This is a genomic window from Leptothrix mechoopdaensis (SeqCode) (assembly GCF_053893855.1).
Genome location: NZ_CM132699.1, coordinates 1,161,303 through 1,175,831, shown reverse-complemented (window position 1 = coordinate 1,175,831; position 14,529 = coordinate 1,161,303). Strand labels below are relative to the sequence as shown.

The window sequence follows — 14,529 nt, the reverse complement described above, 5'->3', positions numbered from 1 at the left end:
TTCAAGCTCTGCGCAGATCCCGCTCGGCGGCTTCGAGCCGGGCGTCCTCGATCTCGCGCAGCACGGCGCTCAGGTCCACCGCGCCCGGCCTCGGTTCGTAGCGGCCGGTCAACGGGGTCTCCGGGCTGAGCCGGCCGGCGGCGTACAGGTCCCAGATCTCGGGGCCGTGCTGCGTCTTGAGCAGCTCGGGCGCGTGCTGGCCGAAGAAGTCGCGCAGGTTGTTGACGTCGCGCATCAGCATGCGCGGGGCGTGGTTGTTGCCGGCGGCGTCGACTGCCTGAGGCAGGTCGATGATGACGGGGCCGTCCTGGGCCAGCAGGATGTTGAACTCCGACAGGTCGCCATGCACGACCCCGGCACACAGCATGCGCACCACCTCGCGCAGCAGCAGCGCGTGGTGCTCGCGCGCGGCCTCGGGCGTGTAGGGCACATCGTTGAGTCGCGGCGCGGCATGGCCGTCGGCATCGGCCACCAGCTCCATCAGCAGCACGCCTTCGAAGAAGTGGAAGGGCTGCGGCACGCGCACGCCGACTGCGGCCAGGCGGTACAGCGCGTCGACCTCGGCACTCTGCCAGGCCGCTTCCTGTTGCTCGCGTCCGTAGCGGGTGCCCTTGGCCATCGCACGTGCCTGACGGCTGTTCTTCACCTTGCGGTTCTCGGTGTAGTCCACCGCCTGCCGGAAGCTGCGGTCGGTGGCGGCCTTGTAGACCTTGGCGGCGCGGGTCTCATCGCCGCAGCGGACCACGAAGACCTCGGCCTCCTTGCCGCTCTTGAGCTGCCGCAGCACCCCGTCGATCAGTCCTTCGTCGAGGAGCACTTGCAGGCGAGCGGGTGTTTTCATCGGCGCATTGTCGGCGGTGCGTGCGCGCAGGCCGGCAAGACGTCACCCGGCCGACCCCTGTGCCGGAACGGCGTCCGCCCGATACTGGATGCTGCGATAGGCCCAGAAGCGCGGCAACGCCAAGCCCGTGGCCAACACGCCCACGAGACAGACGGTGCCGCCGATCCAGATGGCGGCCGGCACGCCGATGGCATCGGCCATCAGACCGGCGCGCACGTTGCCCAGCAAGGGGCCGGTGAGGTAGCTGATCATCTCGATGCCAGCCAGACGGCCACGCAGCGTGTTCGGGATGGTCTCGTTCCAGATCGTGCCGCGGAACACGCCGCTCACCATGTCGGCCGCACCGGCCACCGCCAGGCACAACAGCGACATCGCCAGGCCCGGTGCAAAGCCCAGCGCCACGATGCCCAGGGCCCAGACCGCCGCAGCCATCACGACGGCACGGCCGTGGCGCACGACCTGACCGGTCCAGCCGCTGAACAGCCCGATCGCCAAGGCGCCGAGCGACATCGCCGACAGCAGCCAGCCGACGGCTTGCGTGTTGCCGGCCGCCTCGGCCATCGCCGGGAACAAGGCCACCGGAAACGCGAAGGTCATCGCGACGATGTCCACGATGTAGGTGCCCATCAGCTCAGGCCGCTTCCACGCGAAACGCAGGCCCTCGGCCAGGTCGGCCAGCAGGTGCGGGCGTTCGCCTTCGGCCAGGGCGGTGTCCACCGCCTCGCGCGGGATGCGCGCGATGAAGATCAAGGCGACGACAAACGTGACCAGGTCGAACAGGTAGGCGCCCACCGCGCCCCACCGCGCCAGCAGCAGGCCCGCCAATGCCGGCCCGCCCACCATGCCCACGGTGCCGCGAACCGAGGACAGTGCGGCGACCGCCGCGAACTCCTCAGGCCGGGCCAGCTTCTGCGTCAGGGCCTCCAAGGCCGGGCGGTGGAAGCCGCTGGCGCCCTGCAGCACGGCCACCAGGGCATAGATCGCCCAGACGCTGGGAACGCCCTGCAGCACGTTGGCCAGCAGCCCGACCAGGCACAGCGCCATCAAGGCCTCGGACCCGATCAGCAGCCGCTTGCGGTCCACCCGGTCGGCCACCGCGCCACCCAACAACCCGCAGACGAGCACCGGCAGCAGCTGCACCAGGCCGAGCAGTCCCACCTGCGCGTTGGAATGGGTCAACTCGTAGAGCTGCCAAGGCACCGCCACGTAGCTCACCATCGTGCCCACGCCCGAGACGAACTGGCTGATGAAGAGGCGGCGGAACGCGAGGTTGTCGCGCAAGGGACGGGTGTCGAGCAGCATGCAACGATGTTGCCCGAGACGAGGCCGTCACGTGCCTAGGCCCGACAGATGCAGCCCTGCCGCAATCGTCCGGCACTTGTACGATCCGCCGCCATGGCCCTCGTCTACAGCACCGATCACGGACGCACCTGCCCCGGCTGCCGCCAGCCGCTGGCGGCCTGCACCTGCCAGGCCGCCAAGCCCATCCCTGCAGGCGACGGCATCGTGCGCGTCAGCCGCGAGAAACAGGGCCGTGGCGGCAAGACCGTGACCGTGGTGCGCGGCCTGGTGCTGGACGCCCTCGCGCTGACCGCCACCGGCAAGCAGCTTCGTGCCGCCTGCGGCACCGGCGGCACCGCGAAAGACGGCGTGATCGAGGTGCAGGGCGACCACGTCGAACGCGTCATGGCCTGGTTGACGCAGGCGGGGCATCGGGTCAAGCGCGCCGGAGGGTGACGGCAGGTCTCGGCGCGTCGGACGCGCTCGCTACTCGCGGGGATAACGCAGGCCGATCTGCGCCCGGATCGTGTCGAGCGTCTGCATGATCGCGACGCTCTCCTCGGGCGGCAGGATCTCGCCCGCCAGACTGCCGATGGACACGAGACGTTCGATCTCGTCGGCCTGGAACTGCATGCCGCGGCCGGGCACGTCGGAGACGTAACGCCCGATCTCGCGGTCCTCGCCATCGAGGATGCGATAGGTGGTCGGCGCATACCAGGTCGCGTCGATCTCGATGCGGGCGTCGGTGCCCTGGATCGTCGCGACGTTGCGGCCGGCGTTGTCGCTGGACGAGACCGACGTCGACATCGCGCCGCCGGCGTGGCGGAACATCGTCGCCACCTCGGCATCGGCGCCCGTGGCCTTGAATCGGGCCATCGAGACGATCTCCTGCGGCGCGCCGAGGATGTCCCAGGCAAAGGAGATCGGGTAGATGCCCAGGTCGAGCAAGGCACCGCCGCCCAGTTCCATCGCGTTGAGGCGGTGCGCCGGGTCATCGGGCAGGTCGCGGGTGTGGTCCGCCACGACCGAATACACGGTGCCCAGCGCACCCGAGGCCACCACGTCGCGGATGCGGACCATGTGCGGCAGGAAGCGTGTCCACATCGCCTCCAGCACGACCAGACCCTTGGCCCGGGCCAGGTCGACGACGGCGCGTGCCTCGCGGGCATTGAGGGTGAAGGGCTTCTCGACCAGCACATGCTTGCCGGCATTCAGCGCATCGATCGCGTTGGCCGCGTGCATCGGGTGCGGCGTCGCGACGTAGACGATGTCGACCTCCGGGTCGGCCAGCAGGCGCTCGTAGCTGCCATGGGCGCGGGCAATGCCGAACCGGGACGCGAAACGGTCCGCACCGGCCTGCGTGCGCGAACCGACGCTGCTGACCGCATGCCCCGTCAGCAGCAGGTCCTGAACGAACAGATCGGCGATCCAGCCGGTCCCGAGAATTCCCCACCGCAAGGCCTTGCTCATCACCGCTCCTGTCCATGTTGGAGCGGCGATGCTAGCCGTGTACGGGCCTTCATCGATCTGGTGATCGAACGCACCGCGTCAAGCGCGCCGTGGGGTGACGTTCAGACTGCGCGCGCCACCAAGGTATAAGAAAGCGGCAACTGCGCCGACTGCTTCTCGTAAATGTCGTATTCCACCTCGCGGTTGGAATGCGGATGTTCCTCCAGGCGCTCGATGTGAAATCCCTGACTGGCGCAGGCCGTGACGATGTCACCGAGGCCATGAACGAACCAGTAACCCGTCGCACCGGCACCCCCATCGCTGCCGTCGTAGGTGATGGCCCCCTCGATCTTCATGGGCGTCTTCCGGAAATAACTCAGCTCCGGCAGGAACGGACTATCGCCCTTTGGATTGAAAACCTCCAGGAAGGGGTGAGTCTCGTCAATCACGAGATGCCCGCCGCAAGCTTGCGCGCAGTCCGCGAGAACACTTCCATCGGACCCTGTCCACCACGGCCACAAGCAGACATTCCCAGTTCTTGCCACCCCAGAAAGAATCCACCACCACGCCAGATGCAAGAAACCCCGGCCGCTGGCGCGGACCGGGGTTTCGGGTGAGGCGGTGCGAGACGTCAGGCGACGTCGCGGCGCGGCATCACATGTTCGATCATGACTTTCCAGATCGCCGCAGAGTCAATGCTGGTGCGGCTTCCTGCAAATCGTCAACGCTCGATAGGCCCGGGTGTGGCCCCAATGATGAGGCGTGTCGAACGACGTTCGCCGACACAGATGGACGATGAAAACTGCCGTCACCTGTGTCGGGCGCACGACACTGCCGCGCACGAATCAACGACAGTTGATGTTAGGAAAGCCGGGGACGAATGCGTTACCGCGACCGACCCATTCCATGCGTCAGTTCCTGTACGACACAAACGCGATCCGTCGACCGTCCGGCGACCACGAGTTGACGTTCATCGTCCCTTGCCCGCCGAACAGCTGAGCGATCACGCGGGACTCGCCGCCTTCGGCCGACGCCAGCCGGATCTCCACCTGGCGATCGGGTGGGTGATCACCCGGCGCGACGTCGTCGCGCCCATAGGCCACGTAGACCACGCGCCGGCCATCGGGCGAGACGTGCGGGAACCAGCTGTTGCGGTCCTCGCGCACCATGTGTGTCGGCTCGCTGCCGTCGACGTTCATACGCCAGACCTGCATCAGCCCGCTGCGCGTCGAGTTGAACCAGACGTGGCGGCCGTCGGGCGAGTACTCGGGGCCGTCGTCCAGCCCGGGCGTGTCCGTCAGGCGCGACTCCGGACCGCCATCGACATCGATCGTGTAGATGTCGTACTGCCCGCCGCGCTCGGCGCAGTAGGCCAGTCGCCGGCCGTCAGGCGACCAGCCGTGCAAGTAGCTCGGGCCGCGTTCGGTCACGAGGCGGGGCTCGCCACCGCCGATCGGCACGATGTAGATGCGCGATTCAACGTCTTCGTGCGCGAAGTGGCTGATCGCCAACTCGGTGTTGTCCGGCGACAGCACATGGTCGTTGTTGCAGTCGACCGCAAAGCCGGTGTCGATGCGTGTGACCTCGCCGCTCGTCAGGTCGTAGGCATGCATCAGCCCCTGGCTGTTGAAGATCAGCCTGCGACCGTCGCGGGTCCAGTTGGGTGCCTCGATGACGGCGTCGAAGACCTTCAGCACCGTGCGCTCGCCAGTCTCGACGTCGAGCGTCTCGAGCACGCTGGTGGAGGCGCGCCGCGCCAGCAGCGCACGCAGTTCGGAAAGGGTCAGGTTGCCGGGCATGGATCACCTCATGTCGTCGAAGGGCTGCGCGGCACCGCTGAGCAGCGCCTGCATCAGCTGCGTGTGGTCGGCCTGGTGGTTGACGCTCAGCTCCAGCCCGAGCTGCTCGCGGGTGTCGACATAGCTGTACGACCCGCCCGGCCAATAGCCGACGTGGTACGGCAGGCCCACGCCGATCTCGCCGAGCTGGCGTTGGAAGGCCCGGCGGTCATCGACCTGCAGGCAGACGTGGAAGACGCCCTGCCCGTGCCGATCGAGGTGATCGCGCCACGGGCTGGGGCCGGGGCCGGGCTGCATCAGTTCGAGCACGAGGTGGCCGAGGTCGTGCTTGGCGACCTGGCAGTCGACATAGTCGGCCGGCTGGCCGTGGGTGTGGTGGACGATGCCGCCCTGGAAGATCACCTCGACGGGCGCCTCCGGGCGGTCGAGCAGACGGGCCCAGTGGGCATTGGCCTGGCGCACGTCGTGGACGACGATGCAGATCTGGAAGATGTGGGGCTGGCGGGGCATGGTGGTCGGGTGGAGTTGCTCGATCGATCGGGGTGGCGAGCATGGCTCGCCGCGTCACACCCATGCAAGCCCGGTCAAACCGCAGCGGTCAGCGCCGGCACGGTGGTGAACAGATCGGCTTCCAGGCCGTAGTCGGCGACCGAGAAGATCGGCGCCTCCGGATCCTTGTTGATCGCGACGATCACCTTCGAATCCTTCATGCCGGCCAGATGCTGGATCGCGCCGCTGATGCCAGCCGCGATGTAGAGCTGCGGCGCGACGATCTTGCCGGTCTGGCCGACCTGCCAGTCGTTGGGCGCATAGCCCGCATCGACGGCCGCGCGGCTGGCACCCAGCGCCGCGCCGAGCTTGTCGGCCAGCGGGGTCAGCACCTCGTTGAACTTGTCGCTGCTGCCCAGCGCGCGGCCACCCGACACGATGATCTTGGCGGCGGTCAGTTCGGGCCGGTCGTTCTTGGCGATCTCGCTGCCGACATAGGCGCTGGAACCCGAGTCGGCCGCAGCGGCGACGGTCTCGATGGCCGCGCTGCCACCGGTCGACGCGGCGGCATCGAAGGCGGTGCCGCGCACGGTGATCACCTTGACCGCATCGGCGCTCTGCACCGTCGCGATCGCGTTGCCGGCGTAGATCGGGCGCTCGAAGGTGTCGGCGCTGATGACGGCGGTGATGTCGCTGATCTGGGCGACGTCCACCAAGGCGGCCACGCGCGGCGCGGTGTTCTTGCCGCCGGCCGTGGCCGGGAACAGGATGTGGCTGTAGCCACCGGCCAGGCCGACGACCTGCGGGGCCAGCGACTCGGCCAGACCGTGCGCCAGGCTGGCACCGTCGGCATGGATCACCTTGGCGACGCCAGCGACCTGGCTCGCCTGCTGAGCCACCGCAGCCGCGTTGTGGCCGGCCACGAGGATGTGGACGTCACCCAGCTTCGCAGCGGCGCTGACGACGTTGAGCGTCGCCGGCTTGAGCGTGTTGTTGTCGTGTTCGGCAATGACGAGGACAGCAAGGCCTGCACGGCCGCCCGAAAGGCCTTGCGCGCCCCCTTGGGGGGCAGCGAACGAAGTGAGCGTGGGGGTAGACATGACTTCAGATCACCTTCGCTTCGTTCTTGAGCTGGTCGACCAGCGCGGCCACGTCGGCCACCTTGATGCCGGCCTTGCGGCCTGCGGGCTCGGCCACCTTCAAGGTCTTCAGGCGCGGCGTGACGTCCACGCCCAGATCGGCCGGCGTCACCTTGTCCAACGGCTTCTTCTTGGCCTTCATGATGTTGGGCAGCGTGACGTAGCGCGGCTCGTTCAGGCGCAGGTCGGTCGTGATGACGGCCGGCAGCGACAGGCGCAGCGTCTCCAGGCCGCCGTCGATCTCGCGGGTGACCGTGGCCTTGCCTTCGGCCACTTCCACCTTCGACGCGAACGTGGCTTGCGGCAGGTTCGCCAGCGCGGCCAGCATCTGGCCGGTCTGATTGCAGTCGTCGTCGATGGCCTGCTTGCCCAGGATCACGAGACCCGGCTGCTCCTTGTCGACCAGCGCCTTCAGCAGCTTGGCGACCGCCAGCGGCTGCAGCTCGGCATCGGTCTCGACGTGGATGGCGCGGTCGGCGCCGATCGCCATCGCGGTGCGCAGCGTTTCCTGGCACTGGGCGACGCCGCAGGAGACGGCGATGACCTCGGTCACGACGCCCTTCTCCTTGAGTCGCACGGCTTCCTCGATCGCGATCTCGTCGAACGGGTTCATGCTCATCTTGACGTTGGCGATGTCCACGCCCGTGCCGTCGCTCTTGACGCGCACCTTGACGTTGTAGTCGACCACCCGCTTGACGGCGACGACGGCTTTCATCGATATCCTTCCGTGAGAGACAAACAAACTGGCCTGGCGTTGGACGTCTTGGGCCTCACACCCGCTCGACGATCAGCGCGATGCCCTGCCCGACGCCGATGCACATCGTGCACAGGGCGTAGCGCCCGCCGGTCCGGTGCAGCTGGTTGACCGCCGTGGTCACCAGCCGTGCGCCACTCGCGCCCAGCGGATGCCCCAGTGCGATCGCGCCGCCGTTCGGGTTCACTCGCGCATCGTCATCGGTCAAGCCCAGGCCGCGCAGCACGGCCAGGCCCTGCGCGGCAAAGGCCTCGTTCAGCTCGATGACATCCATCTGATCGAGCGTCAGGCACGTCTGCGCCAGCACTTTCAGCGTGGCCGGCGCTGGGCCGTAGCCCATGATGCGTGGAGCCACACCTGCCGTGGCCATGCCGACCACGCGGGCTCGTGGCGTGAGGTGGTAGCGAGCCGCGTGGGCCTCATCGGCCAGCAGCAGCGCACAGGCGCCGTCGTTGACACCGCTTGCATTACCGGCCGTCACGGTGCCGTCGGGACGGACCACACCCTTCAACTTCGCGAGTGCTTCGAGGCTGGTTTCACGCGGGTGTTCGTCCTTGTTGACGACGATCGCGTCACCCTTCTTCTGCAAGATCGTCACCGGGCAGATCTCGGCATCGAACACGCCCGCCTTCTGCGCCGCCACGGCCTTCAGCTGCGAGGCCAGCGCCATGCGGTCCTGCGCCTCGCGCTCGATGCCGAAGTCGGTGGCGACGTTCTCGGCCGTCTCGGGCATCGAGTCGACTCCGTATTGCGCCTTCATCAGCTTGTTGACGAAGCGCCAGCCGATGGTGGTGTCGTAGACCGCATTCGCACGGCTGAAGGCGCTCTCGGCCTTGGGCATGACGAAGGGCGCGCGGCTCATGCTCTCGACGCCACCGGCGATCATCAGGCCGGCCTCGCCGGACTTGATGGCCCGTGCCGCCGAGCCGATCGCGTCCATGCCCGAGCCGCACAGGCGGTTGATGGTCGCGCCGGGCACGTCCATCGGCAGGCCGGCCAGCAGCGCGCTCATGCGTGCCACGTTGCGGTTGTCTTCGCCGGCTTGATTCGCACACCCGTACAGGACATCGACGACCGCTGCCCAGTCGACGTTCGGGTTGCGGTCCATCAGTGCCTTGATCGGGATCGCACCCAGATCGTCAGCACGGACGCTGGACAGCGCGCCGCCGTAGCGGCCGAAAGGGGTGCGGATGGCGTCGCAGATGTAGGCGTGGGTCATGGGGTAGGTGTTCGAAGGGATGGGGTTCAGTCGAGCAACAGGGCCAGCGCCGCCTCGTCGGCCAGACGCATGCCGTGACCACCGGCTGCGACGAGTTCGCGCAGTTCGGCCAACAGCTGCTTTCGGTCCTGCTCTCGGGCCCAGAAGACCGGGCCGCCCTGCCAGCGCGGGAAGCCGTAGCCCTGGACCAGCACGACGTCGATGTCACCCGGGCGAGCCGATACGCCATCGGCGTGCAGGCAGGCGGCCTCGTTGACCATGGCCAGCAGGGCGCGGCGCACGATCTCGTCGGCCTTCAGCGCACGCCGCTTCAGTCCACGGGCGGCGCTGGCCTGTTCGATCAGGCCGCGGACGGTCTCGTCGGTGGACGGCGCACGCTGGCCGTCGGTGTAGCGGTAGTAGCCGGCACCGCTCTTCTGACCCATGCGGCCCTTCTCGCAGAGTTGCGCCAGCACCGGCACGTGGCGCTCGCGCGGGTCGCGTGTGGCCGCCTGGGCAAGGCGCATGCGCCAGGCGATGTCCAGGCCGGACAGGTCGGCCACGGCGAATGGCCCCATCGCGACGCCGAAGGCCGTCAAGGCACGGTCGACGTCCTCGGGCAAGGCGCCGTCCTCGAGCATGAACTCGCACTGGCGTCGGTAGGCGTTGTAGACGCGGTTGCCGATGAAGCCGAAGGCGTTGCCGCACAGCACCGGCGACTTGCGCAGCGTGCGGCCCAGCGCCATGCCGGTGGCCAACACGTCGGCTGCCGTGTCGCGACTGCGGATGACCTCCAGCAGCTTCATCACGTTGGCCGGACTGAAGAAGTGCAGACCCAGCACGTCCTGCGGGCGCGAGGTCACGGCCGCGATGGTGTCGATGTCCAGGTAGGACGTGTTGGTGGCCAGCACCGCGCCAGGACGGGCGACCGCATCAAGCCGGCGGAAGACGTCCTGCTTGACCGACAGCTCCTCGAACACCGCCTCGATCACCAGGTCGGCACGACCGATGGCCTGCCAGTCGATGGTGGGCAGCAAGCGGGCCTGAACGGCGACGGCTGCGTGTTCATCGAGCTTGCCGGCCGACACGCGCGCGGCGTAGTGATCACTCACGCGTTTGCGACCACGCGACAACGCGGCGTCGTCCTGTTCGACCAGGACCACGTCCAGGCCGGCATCGAGCGCGCAGATCGCGATGCCCGTGCCCATCGTGCCGGCGCCGATGACCGCCACGGTCGACACTGGGCGCGGCGCGACCTGCAGCGCATCGGGCAGACGCGCGCTCTCTCGTTCGGCCTTGAACTGGTGGCGCAGCGCACGCGCTTCGGACGTGCCGATCAGGCCGAGAAACAAGGACCGCTCCAGCGCCAGACCTTCGTCCATCGGTCCTGCCGAAGCCGCCACCGCATCCAGCAACGCGGCATAGGCCGGCTGCAGGCGTTGGCGCGCATTCAGCCGCTGGCGGGCCAGCGAGACCTTGGTGGACACATAACCCGGGTCCAGGTGGATGCGATCGGCATGGGGCCACGGCGCGCCGGCATCTGCAAGCTCCGCAGCACAGGCACACGCGGCGTCCAGCAGATGGTCCTCCACCACTCGGTCGAAGAGGCTGGTGTCGACGAATTCGGCGGCGGTCTTCTGCGTACCGCCGAGCATCAGGCCGAGCGCCACATCGATGCCGGCCAGCCGAGGCAGCCGCTGGGTGCCGCCCGAGCCGGGAATCAGACCCAACGTGACCTCTGGCAGGCCAACCTTGGCCCGGCGGGTCGCGACACGACCGTGGCAGGCCAGCGCCAGCTCCAGTCCACCGCCAAGTGCCACACCGTCGATGGCGGCGACCACGGGCTTGCTGCTGTGGCGGACCTGCTCCAGCACGCTGCGAAGGATGGGCTCCGCGAACTGGCGCGGGGTGCCGAACTCGGTCACGTCCGCACCCGCCGAGAAAGCTCGCTCGCTGCCGGTCAGCACGATGGCGCGGATGGCGGGGTCGGCCTGCGCCGCCGTCAGTGCAGAGACGATGCGCAGGCGCAGCGCGTGGCCCAGGCTGTTCAGGGGTGGGTTGTCGAGCGTGACGACTGCGATGTCGTGGTGAGGCATGGGGGGTCTCTCGGGTCAGATGATCGACCGGGCCTTGAGCGCCGCCAGATCGGCGTCGGACTGTCCGGCCAGTTCCTTCAGCACCTCCTCGGTGTGCTGGCCCAGCAGCGGTGGAGCGCTGCGGTAGCTCACCGGCGTGGCCGAAAGCTTGAGCGCGCTGGCCGGCACGCTCACCTGTCCGGCAGTCGGATGTGGCAGGTCGAGCCGCATCTGGCGGGCGATGACCTGCGGGTCGGCGAAGACATCGGCCAGGTCGTTGATCGGGCCGCAGGGCACGCCGATGGCCTCCAGCGTGGCGATCCAGTCGCTGCGGCTGCGCTGGCGCATCATCGACTCGAGCTCGGCAATCAACTCGTTGCGATGGCGCACCCGGGCAGGGTTGGTCGAGAAGCGCGCATCAAAGGCCAGCTCGCGCCGGCCGCCCGCTTCCACCAGCTTGCCGAACTGGTGGTCATTGCCGCAAGCCACGATGACCCAGCCGTCAGACACCTGGAAGACCTGATAGGGAACGATGTTGGGGTGTGCGTTGCCCCAGCGCTTGGGCGCCCGATCGGTCGCCAGGTAGTTGCTGGCCATGTTGGCCATCAGCGAGACCTGCACGTCCAGCAGGCTCAGGTCGATGTGCTGGCCTTCGCCGGTGCGGTCGCGGTGCCGCAATGCGGCCAGGATGGCGATGACCGCGTGGGCTCCGGTGGCCAGGTCGGCGATCGCCACCCCGGCCTTCTGCGGACCGCCGCCGGGGAGGTCGTCACGTTCGCCGGTCACGCTCATGAAGCCGGCCATGCCCTGGATGATGAAGTCATAGCCGGCCCGCGGCGCATAGGGCCCTGTCTGGCCAAAGCCCGTGATCGAGCAATACACCAAACCCGGGTTCAGCGCGCGCAGGCTGTCAGGGTCCAGCCCGTAACGGGCCATGTCGCCAACCTTGTAGTTCTCGACCAGCACGTCACATTGCGGCACCAGTTGCCGCACCAGGGCCTGGCCCTCGGGGCTGGCGATGTCCAGCGTGACCGAGCGCTTGTTGCGGTTGACGGCCAGGAAGTAGGCCGCCTCGCGGGTCTCCTCGCCGTTCGCATCACGGGCATAGGGCGGCCCCCAGTGGCGGGTGTCATCACCGGCGCCGGGACGTTCGATCTTGATGACGTCGGCTCCCAGGTCGGCCAGCGTCTGGGTGCACCAGGGGCCGGCGAGCACACGTGTCAGGTCGAGTACACGCAGGCCGGTCAAGGCGCCGATGGTTCCGGCGACGGAAGCGGTGGCGTTCGTGGTCATGAAGCCCCCCTCAGCCTTGGCGCATCAGGTGCTTGCCGATGATGAGCTGCTGGATCTGCGTGGTGCCCTCGTACAGGCGCAGCAGGCGCACGTCGCGGTAAAAGCGCTCGACCTTGTATTCGTTGATGTAGCCCGCGCCGCCGTGGATCTGCACGCCACGATCGGCGACGCGGCCGACCATCTCGGTGGTGAACAGCTTGGTGCAGGACGCGTGCATGCCGACGTCCGGATCGTCACGGCCGGCGGCTCGCTCGTCATAGCGGCGGGCCGTGGCCTGCACCATCGACCAGCCCGCCAACAGTTCGGACTGGCTGTCGGCGAGCATCGCCTGGACCAGCTGGAAATCGCCGATGCGCTGACCGAACTGGCGGCGCTGCTGAGCGTAGGCGATGCTTTCCTGCAGGATGCGCTGAGCCATGCCGCAAGCCAGTGCCGATACGTGCAGGCGGCCCCGGTCCAGCACCTTCATCGCCGTCTTGAAGCCACGGCCCGGCACGCCGCCGATGATGTTCGCGGCCGGGACGCGCACACCGTCGAGGTTGACGTCGCAGGTCTTGGTGCCTCGCTGGCCCATCTTCTTGTCAGGCTTGCCCAGCGAGAGCCCGGGTGAGTCGGCCGGCACGATGAAGGCGGTGATGCCGCCGGCGCCAGGCCCGTCGGTGCGGGCCATCAGGGTGAAGGCGCCCGCACGGGTCGCGTTGGTGATGTAGCGCTTGCTGCCGTGCAGGACGTAGTGATCACCGTCGCGTTCACCACGGGTCTTGAGCGAGGCCGCATCCGAGCCCGCATCCGGCTCGGTCAGCGCGAACGACACGATCAGTTCGCCGCTGGCAATCTGCGGCAGCCAGTGCGCCTTCTGCTCGGGCGTGCCGTCCATCAGGATGCCCTGCGAGCCGATGCCGATGTTGGTACCGACCACCGAACGGAAAGCCAGGGCGGTCTGTCCCAGCTCGTAGGCGACTTCACATTCCTGCGCCATCGACAGGCCGATGCCGCCGAAGGCCTCGGGGATCGAGATGCCGAACAGGCCCAGGTCCTTCATGTCCGACACGATGTCGGCGGGCACCTCGTCGTGCTCCTCGACGTGGTTCTCGGCGGGGACCAGGCGTTCGCGGACAAAGCGCTGCACGGCGTCCTTGAGCAGCAGGAAGGTTTCTTGATCGAGGGACATGGGCTCTCCAGGTGACAGAAACGATTGTTGGTTCGGCGGTCGTGTTTGACAATCACAATGCCAGTGAACACACTGTCAAACGCCTTCGACGAATCAAAGGATCCGGACCCGCGATGGACCTCAACGCCCTGGCGCTCTTCGTGGACATCGTGGAAGCCGGCAACCTCAGCCTCGCTGCGCGCAACCTGAAGATGAGCCGCGCCAACGTCAGCTACCACCTGACCCAGCTCGAGAAGTCGGTCGGCCAGCAACTGCTTCGGCGCACGACCCGGCGCATGGAGCTGACCGAGGTCGGCCAGCGCGTCTACGAACACGGCAGCGCGATCCGCAACGAATGGAAGGCCGCGCGCGAATCGGTGGCGATGTTCGGCAAGGCGTTGCACGGCTCGGTGCGGCTGAGCATGCCCACGGGCTTCGGCCACCTGGTGATGTCGCCGTGGCTGATCGAGTTCAAGCGCCAGTACCCGGACATCGCGCTCGAGCTGCTGTTCGACAACCAGGTCGGCGACCTGCTGCGAGACGAGGTCGACCTGGCCGTGCGGGTCATGTCCGAACCGCCGCCCAACCTGATCGCGATCGAGCTGGCCCGGGTGCGCTATGTGCTCTGCGCCACGCCCGCCTTCATCGACGCGCAAGGCTTGCCGCAGACGCTGGACGACCTGGCACGGCTGCCGCTGATCACCTCGGCCGTGTCCGGCCGCGAGCTGAAGGTCACGGGCTACCAGGACGACGAGCGCCACGAACGCACGCTGCATCCGACGCTGGCCTCCGAGAACTTCCAGTTCCTGCGCGAGGCCGTGCTGGCCGGCCTGGGCCTCGGTCTGGTGCCGGACTACGTGGTCGCGCAGGATGTGGTCGAAGGCCGGCTCGTGACCGCCCTGGACGACTGGCGCCTGAGCGTCTTCGGCTCGCGCCTGCACCTGCTGCGCATGCCCGGTCGCTACCAGACGCTGGCCACACGCACGCTGATCGACTTCATCGTGGCCAGGGCCCGCTCTTGGGCGACCTCCTTCTCACGGGATCCATCGGCCACGCGCTGA

14 protein-coding genes are annotated in these 14,529 nt (G+C 68.0%); 2 read left to right on the top strand and 12 right to left on the bottom strand.

The annotated features are described in order from the left end of the window. Nucleotide 1 precedes the first annotated feature (1 nt). A complete protein-coding gene (locus ACWA7K_RS05325; RefSeq protein ID WP_456166367.1) occupies nucleotides 2–841 on the bottom strand; it encodes a PA4780 family RIO1-like protein kinase in 840 nt (279 codons plus the stop codon). A gap of 42 nt (nucleotides 842–883) precedes the next feature. Then, complete coding sequence (locus tag ACWA7K_RS05320) at nucleotides 884–2,143, bottom strand: MFS transporter (RefSeq protein ID WP_456166365.1); 1,260 nt, start codon at nucleotides 2,141–2,143, stop codon at nucleotides 884–886. 93 nt (nucleotides 2,144–2,236) lie between these two features. Between ACWA7K_RS05320 and ACWA7K_RS05315 the strand changes: the two genes are divergently transcribed. Next, on the top strand, nucleotides 2,237–2,578 hold the full coding sequence (locus ACWA7K_RS05315; RefSeq protein ID WP_456166363.1) for a translation initiation factor Sui1: 342 nt from the start codon (nucleotides 2,237–2,239) through the stop codon (nucleotides 2,576–2,578). A gap of 30 nt (nucleotides 2,579–2,608) precedes the next feature. On the opposite strand, the gene ACWA7K_RS05310 is transcribed toward ACWA7K_RS05315, so the two are convergent. The 10 genes from ACWA7K_RS05310 to ACWA7K_RS05265 form a co-directional block, all read right to left on the bottom strand. After that, a complete protein-coding gene (locus ACWA7K_RS05310; RefSeq protein WP_456166361.1) occupies nucleotides 2,609–3,592 on the bottom strand; it encodes a Gfo/Idh/MocA family protein in 984 nt (327 codons plus the stop codon). Nucleotides 3,593–3,693: 101 nt separating this feature from the next. Next, on the bottom strand, nucleotides 3,694–4,020 hold the full coding sequence (locus ACWA7K_RS05305; RefSeq protein ID WP_456210379.1) for a hypothetical protein: 327 nt from the start codon (nucleotides 4,018–4,020) through the stop codon (nucleotides 3,694–3,696). A gap of 462 nt (nucleotides 4,021–4,482) precedes the next feature. After that, nucleotides 4,483–5,370, bottom strand: a complete 888-nt coding sequence (locus ACWA7K_RS05300) for a TolB family protein (protein WP_456166357.1) — start codon at nucleotides 5,368–5,370, stop codon at nucleotides 4,483–4,485. Nucleotides 5,371–5,373: 3 nt separating this feature from the next. Continuing rightward, nucleotides 5,374–5,880 (bottom strand): VOC family protein, encoded by a 507-nt coding sequence (locus tag ACWA7K_RS05295; RefSeq protein ID WP_456166355.1) that lies wholly within the window; start codon nucleotides 5,878–5,880, stop codon nucleotides 5,374–5,376. Nucleotides 5,881–5,954: 74 nt separating this feature from the next. Further along, nucleotides 5,955–6,959 carry an electron transfer flavoprotein subunit alpha/FixB family protein gene (locus ACWA7K_RS05290; protein ID WP_456166353.1) on the bottom strand — a complete coding sequence of 335 codons (1,005 nt, stop codon included), beginning with the start codon at nucleotides 6,957–6,959 and terminating at the stop codon, nucleotides 5,955–5,957. A gap of 4 nt (nucleotides 6,960–6,963) precedes the next feature. Then, on the bottom strand, nucleotides 6,964–7,713 hold the full coding sequence (locus ACWA7K_RS05285) for an electron transfer flavoprotein subunit beta/FixA family protein (protein ID WP_456166351.1): 750 nt from the start codon (nucleotides 7,711–7,713) through the stop codon (nucleotides 6,964–6,966). Between the two features lie 55 nt (nucleotides 7,714–7,768). Continuing rightward, entirely contained in the window at nucleotides 7,769–8,971 is a 1,203-nt protein-coding gene (gene pcaF / locus ACWA7K_RS05280; protein ID WP_456166349.1) for a 3-oxoadipyl-CoA thiolase, read from the bottom strand. 26 nt (nucleotides 8,972–8,997) lie between these two features. Then, nucleotides 8,998–11,046, bottom strand: a complete 2,049-nt coding sequence (locus ACWA7K_RS05275) for a 3-hydroxyacyl-CoA dehydrogenase NAD-binding domain-containing protein (RefSeq protein ID WP_456166347.1) — start codon at nucleotides 11,044–11,046, stop codon at nucleotides 8,998–9,000. Between the two features lie 15 nt (nucleotides 11,047–11,061). Further along, the gene (locus tag ACWA7K_RS05270; RefSeq protein WP_456168687.1) at nucleotides 11,062–12,282 is read right to left on the bottom strand and encodes a CaiB/BaiF CoA transferase family protein; all 1,221 of its coding nucleotides are present in this window, start codon (nucleotides 12,280–12,282) and stop codon (nucleotides 11,062–11,064) included. Between the two features lie 46 nt (nucleotides 12,283–12,328). Continuing rightward, complete coding sequence (locus tag ACWA7K_RS05265) at nucleotides 12,329–13,489, bottom strand: acyl-CoA dehydrogenase family protein (RefSeq protein ID WP_456166345.1); 1,161 nt, start codon at nucleotides 13,487–13,489, stop codon at nucleotides 12,329–12,331. A 113-nt stretch (nucleotides 13,490–13,602) separates the two neighbouring features. On the opposite strand from ACWA7K_RS05265, the gene ACWA7K_RS05260 reads away from it, so the two are divergent. Beyond that, on the top strand, nucleotides 13,603–14,529 hold the full coding sequence (locus tag ACWA7K_RS05260) for a LysR family transcriptional regulator (RefSeq protein WP_456166343.1): 927 nt from the start codon (nucleotides 13,603–13,605) through the stop codon (nucleotides 14,527–14,529).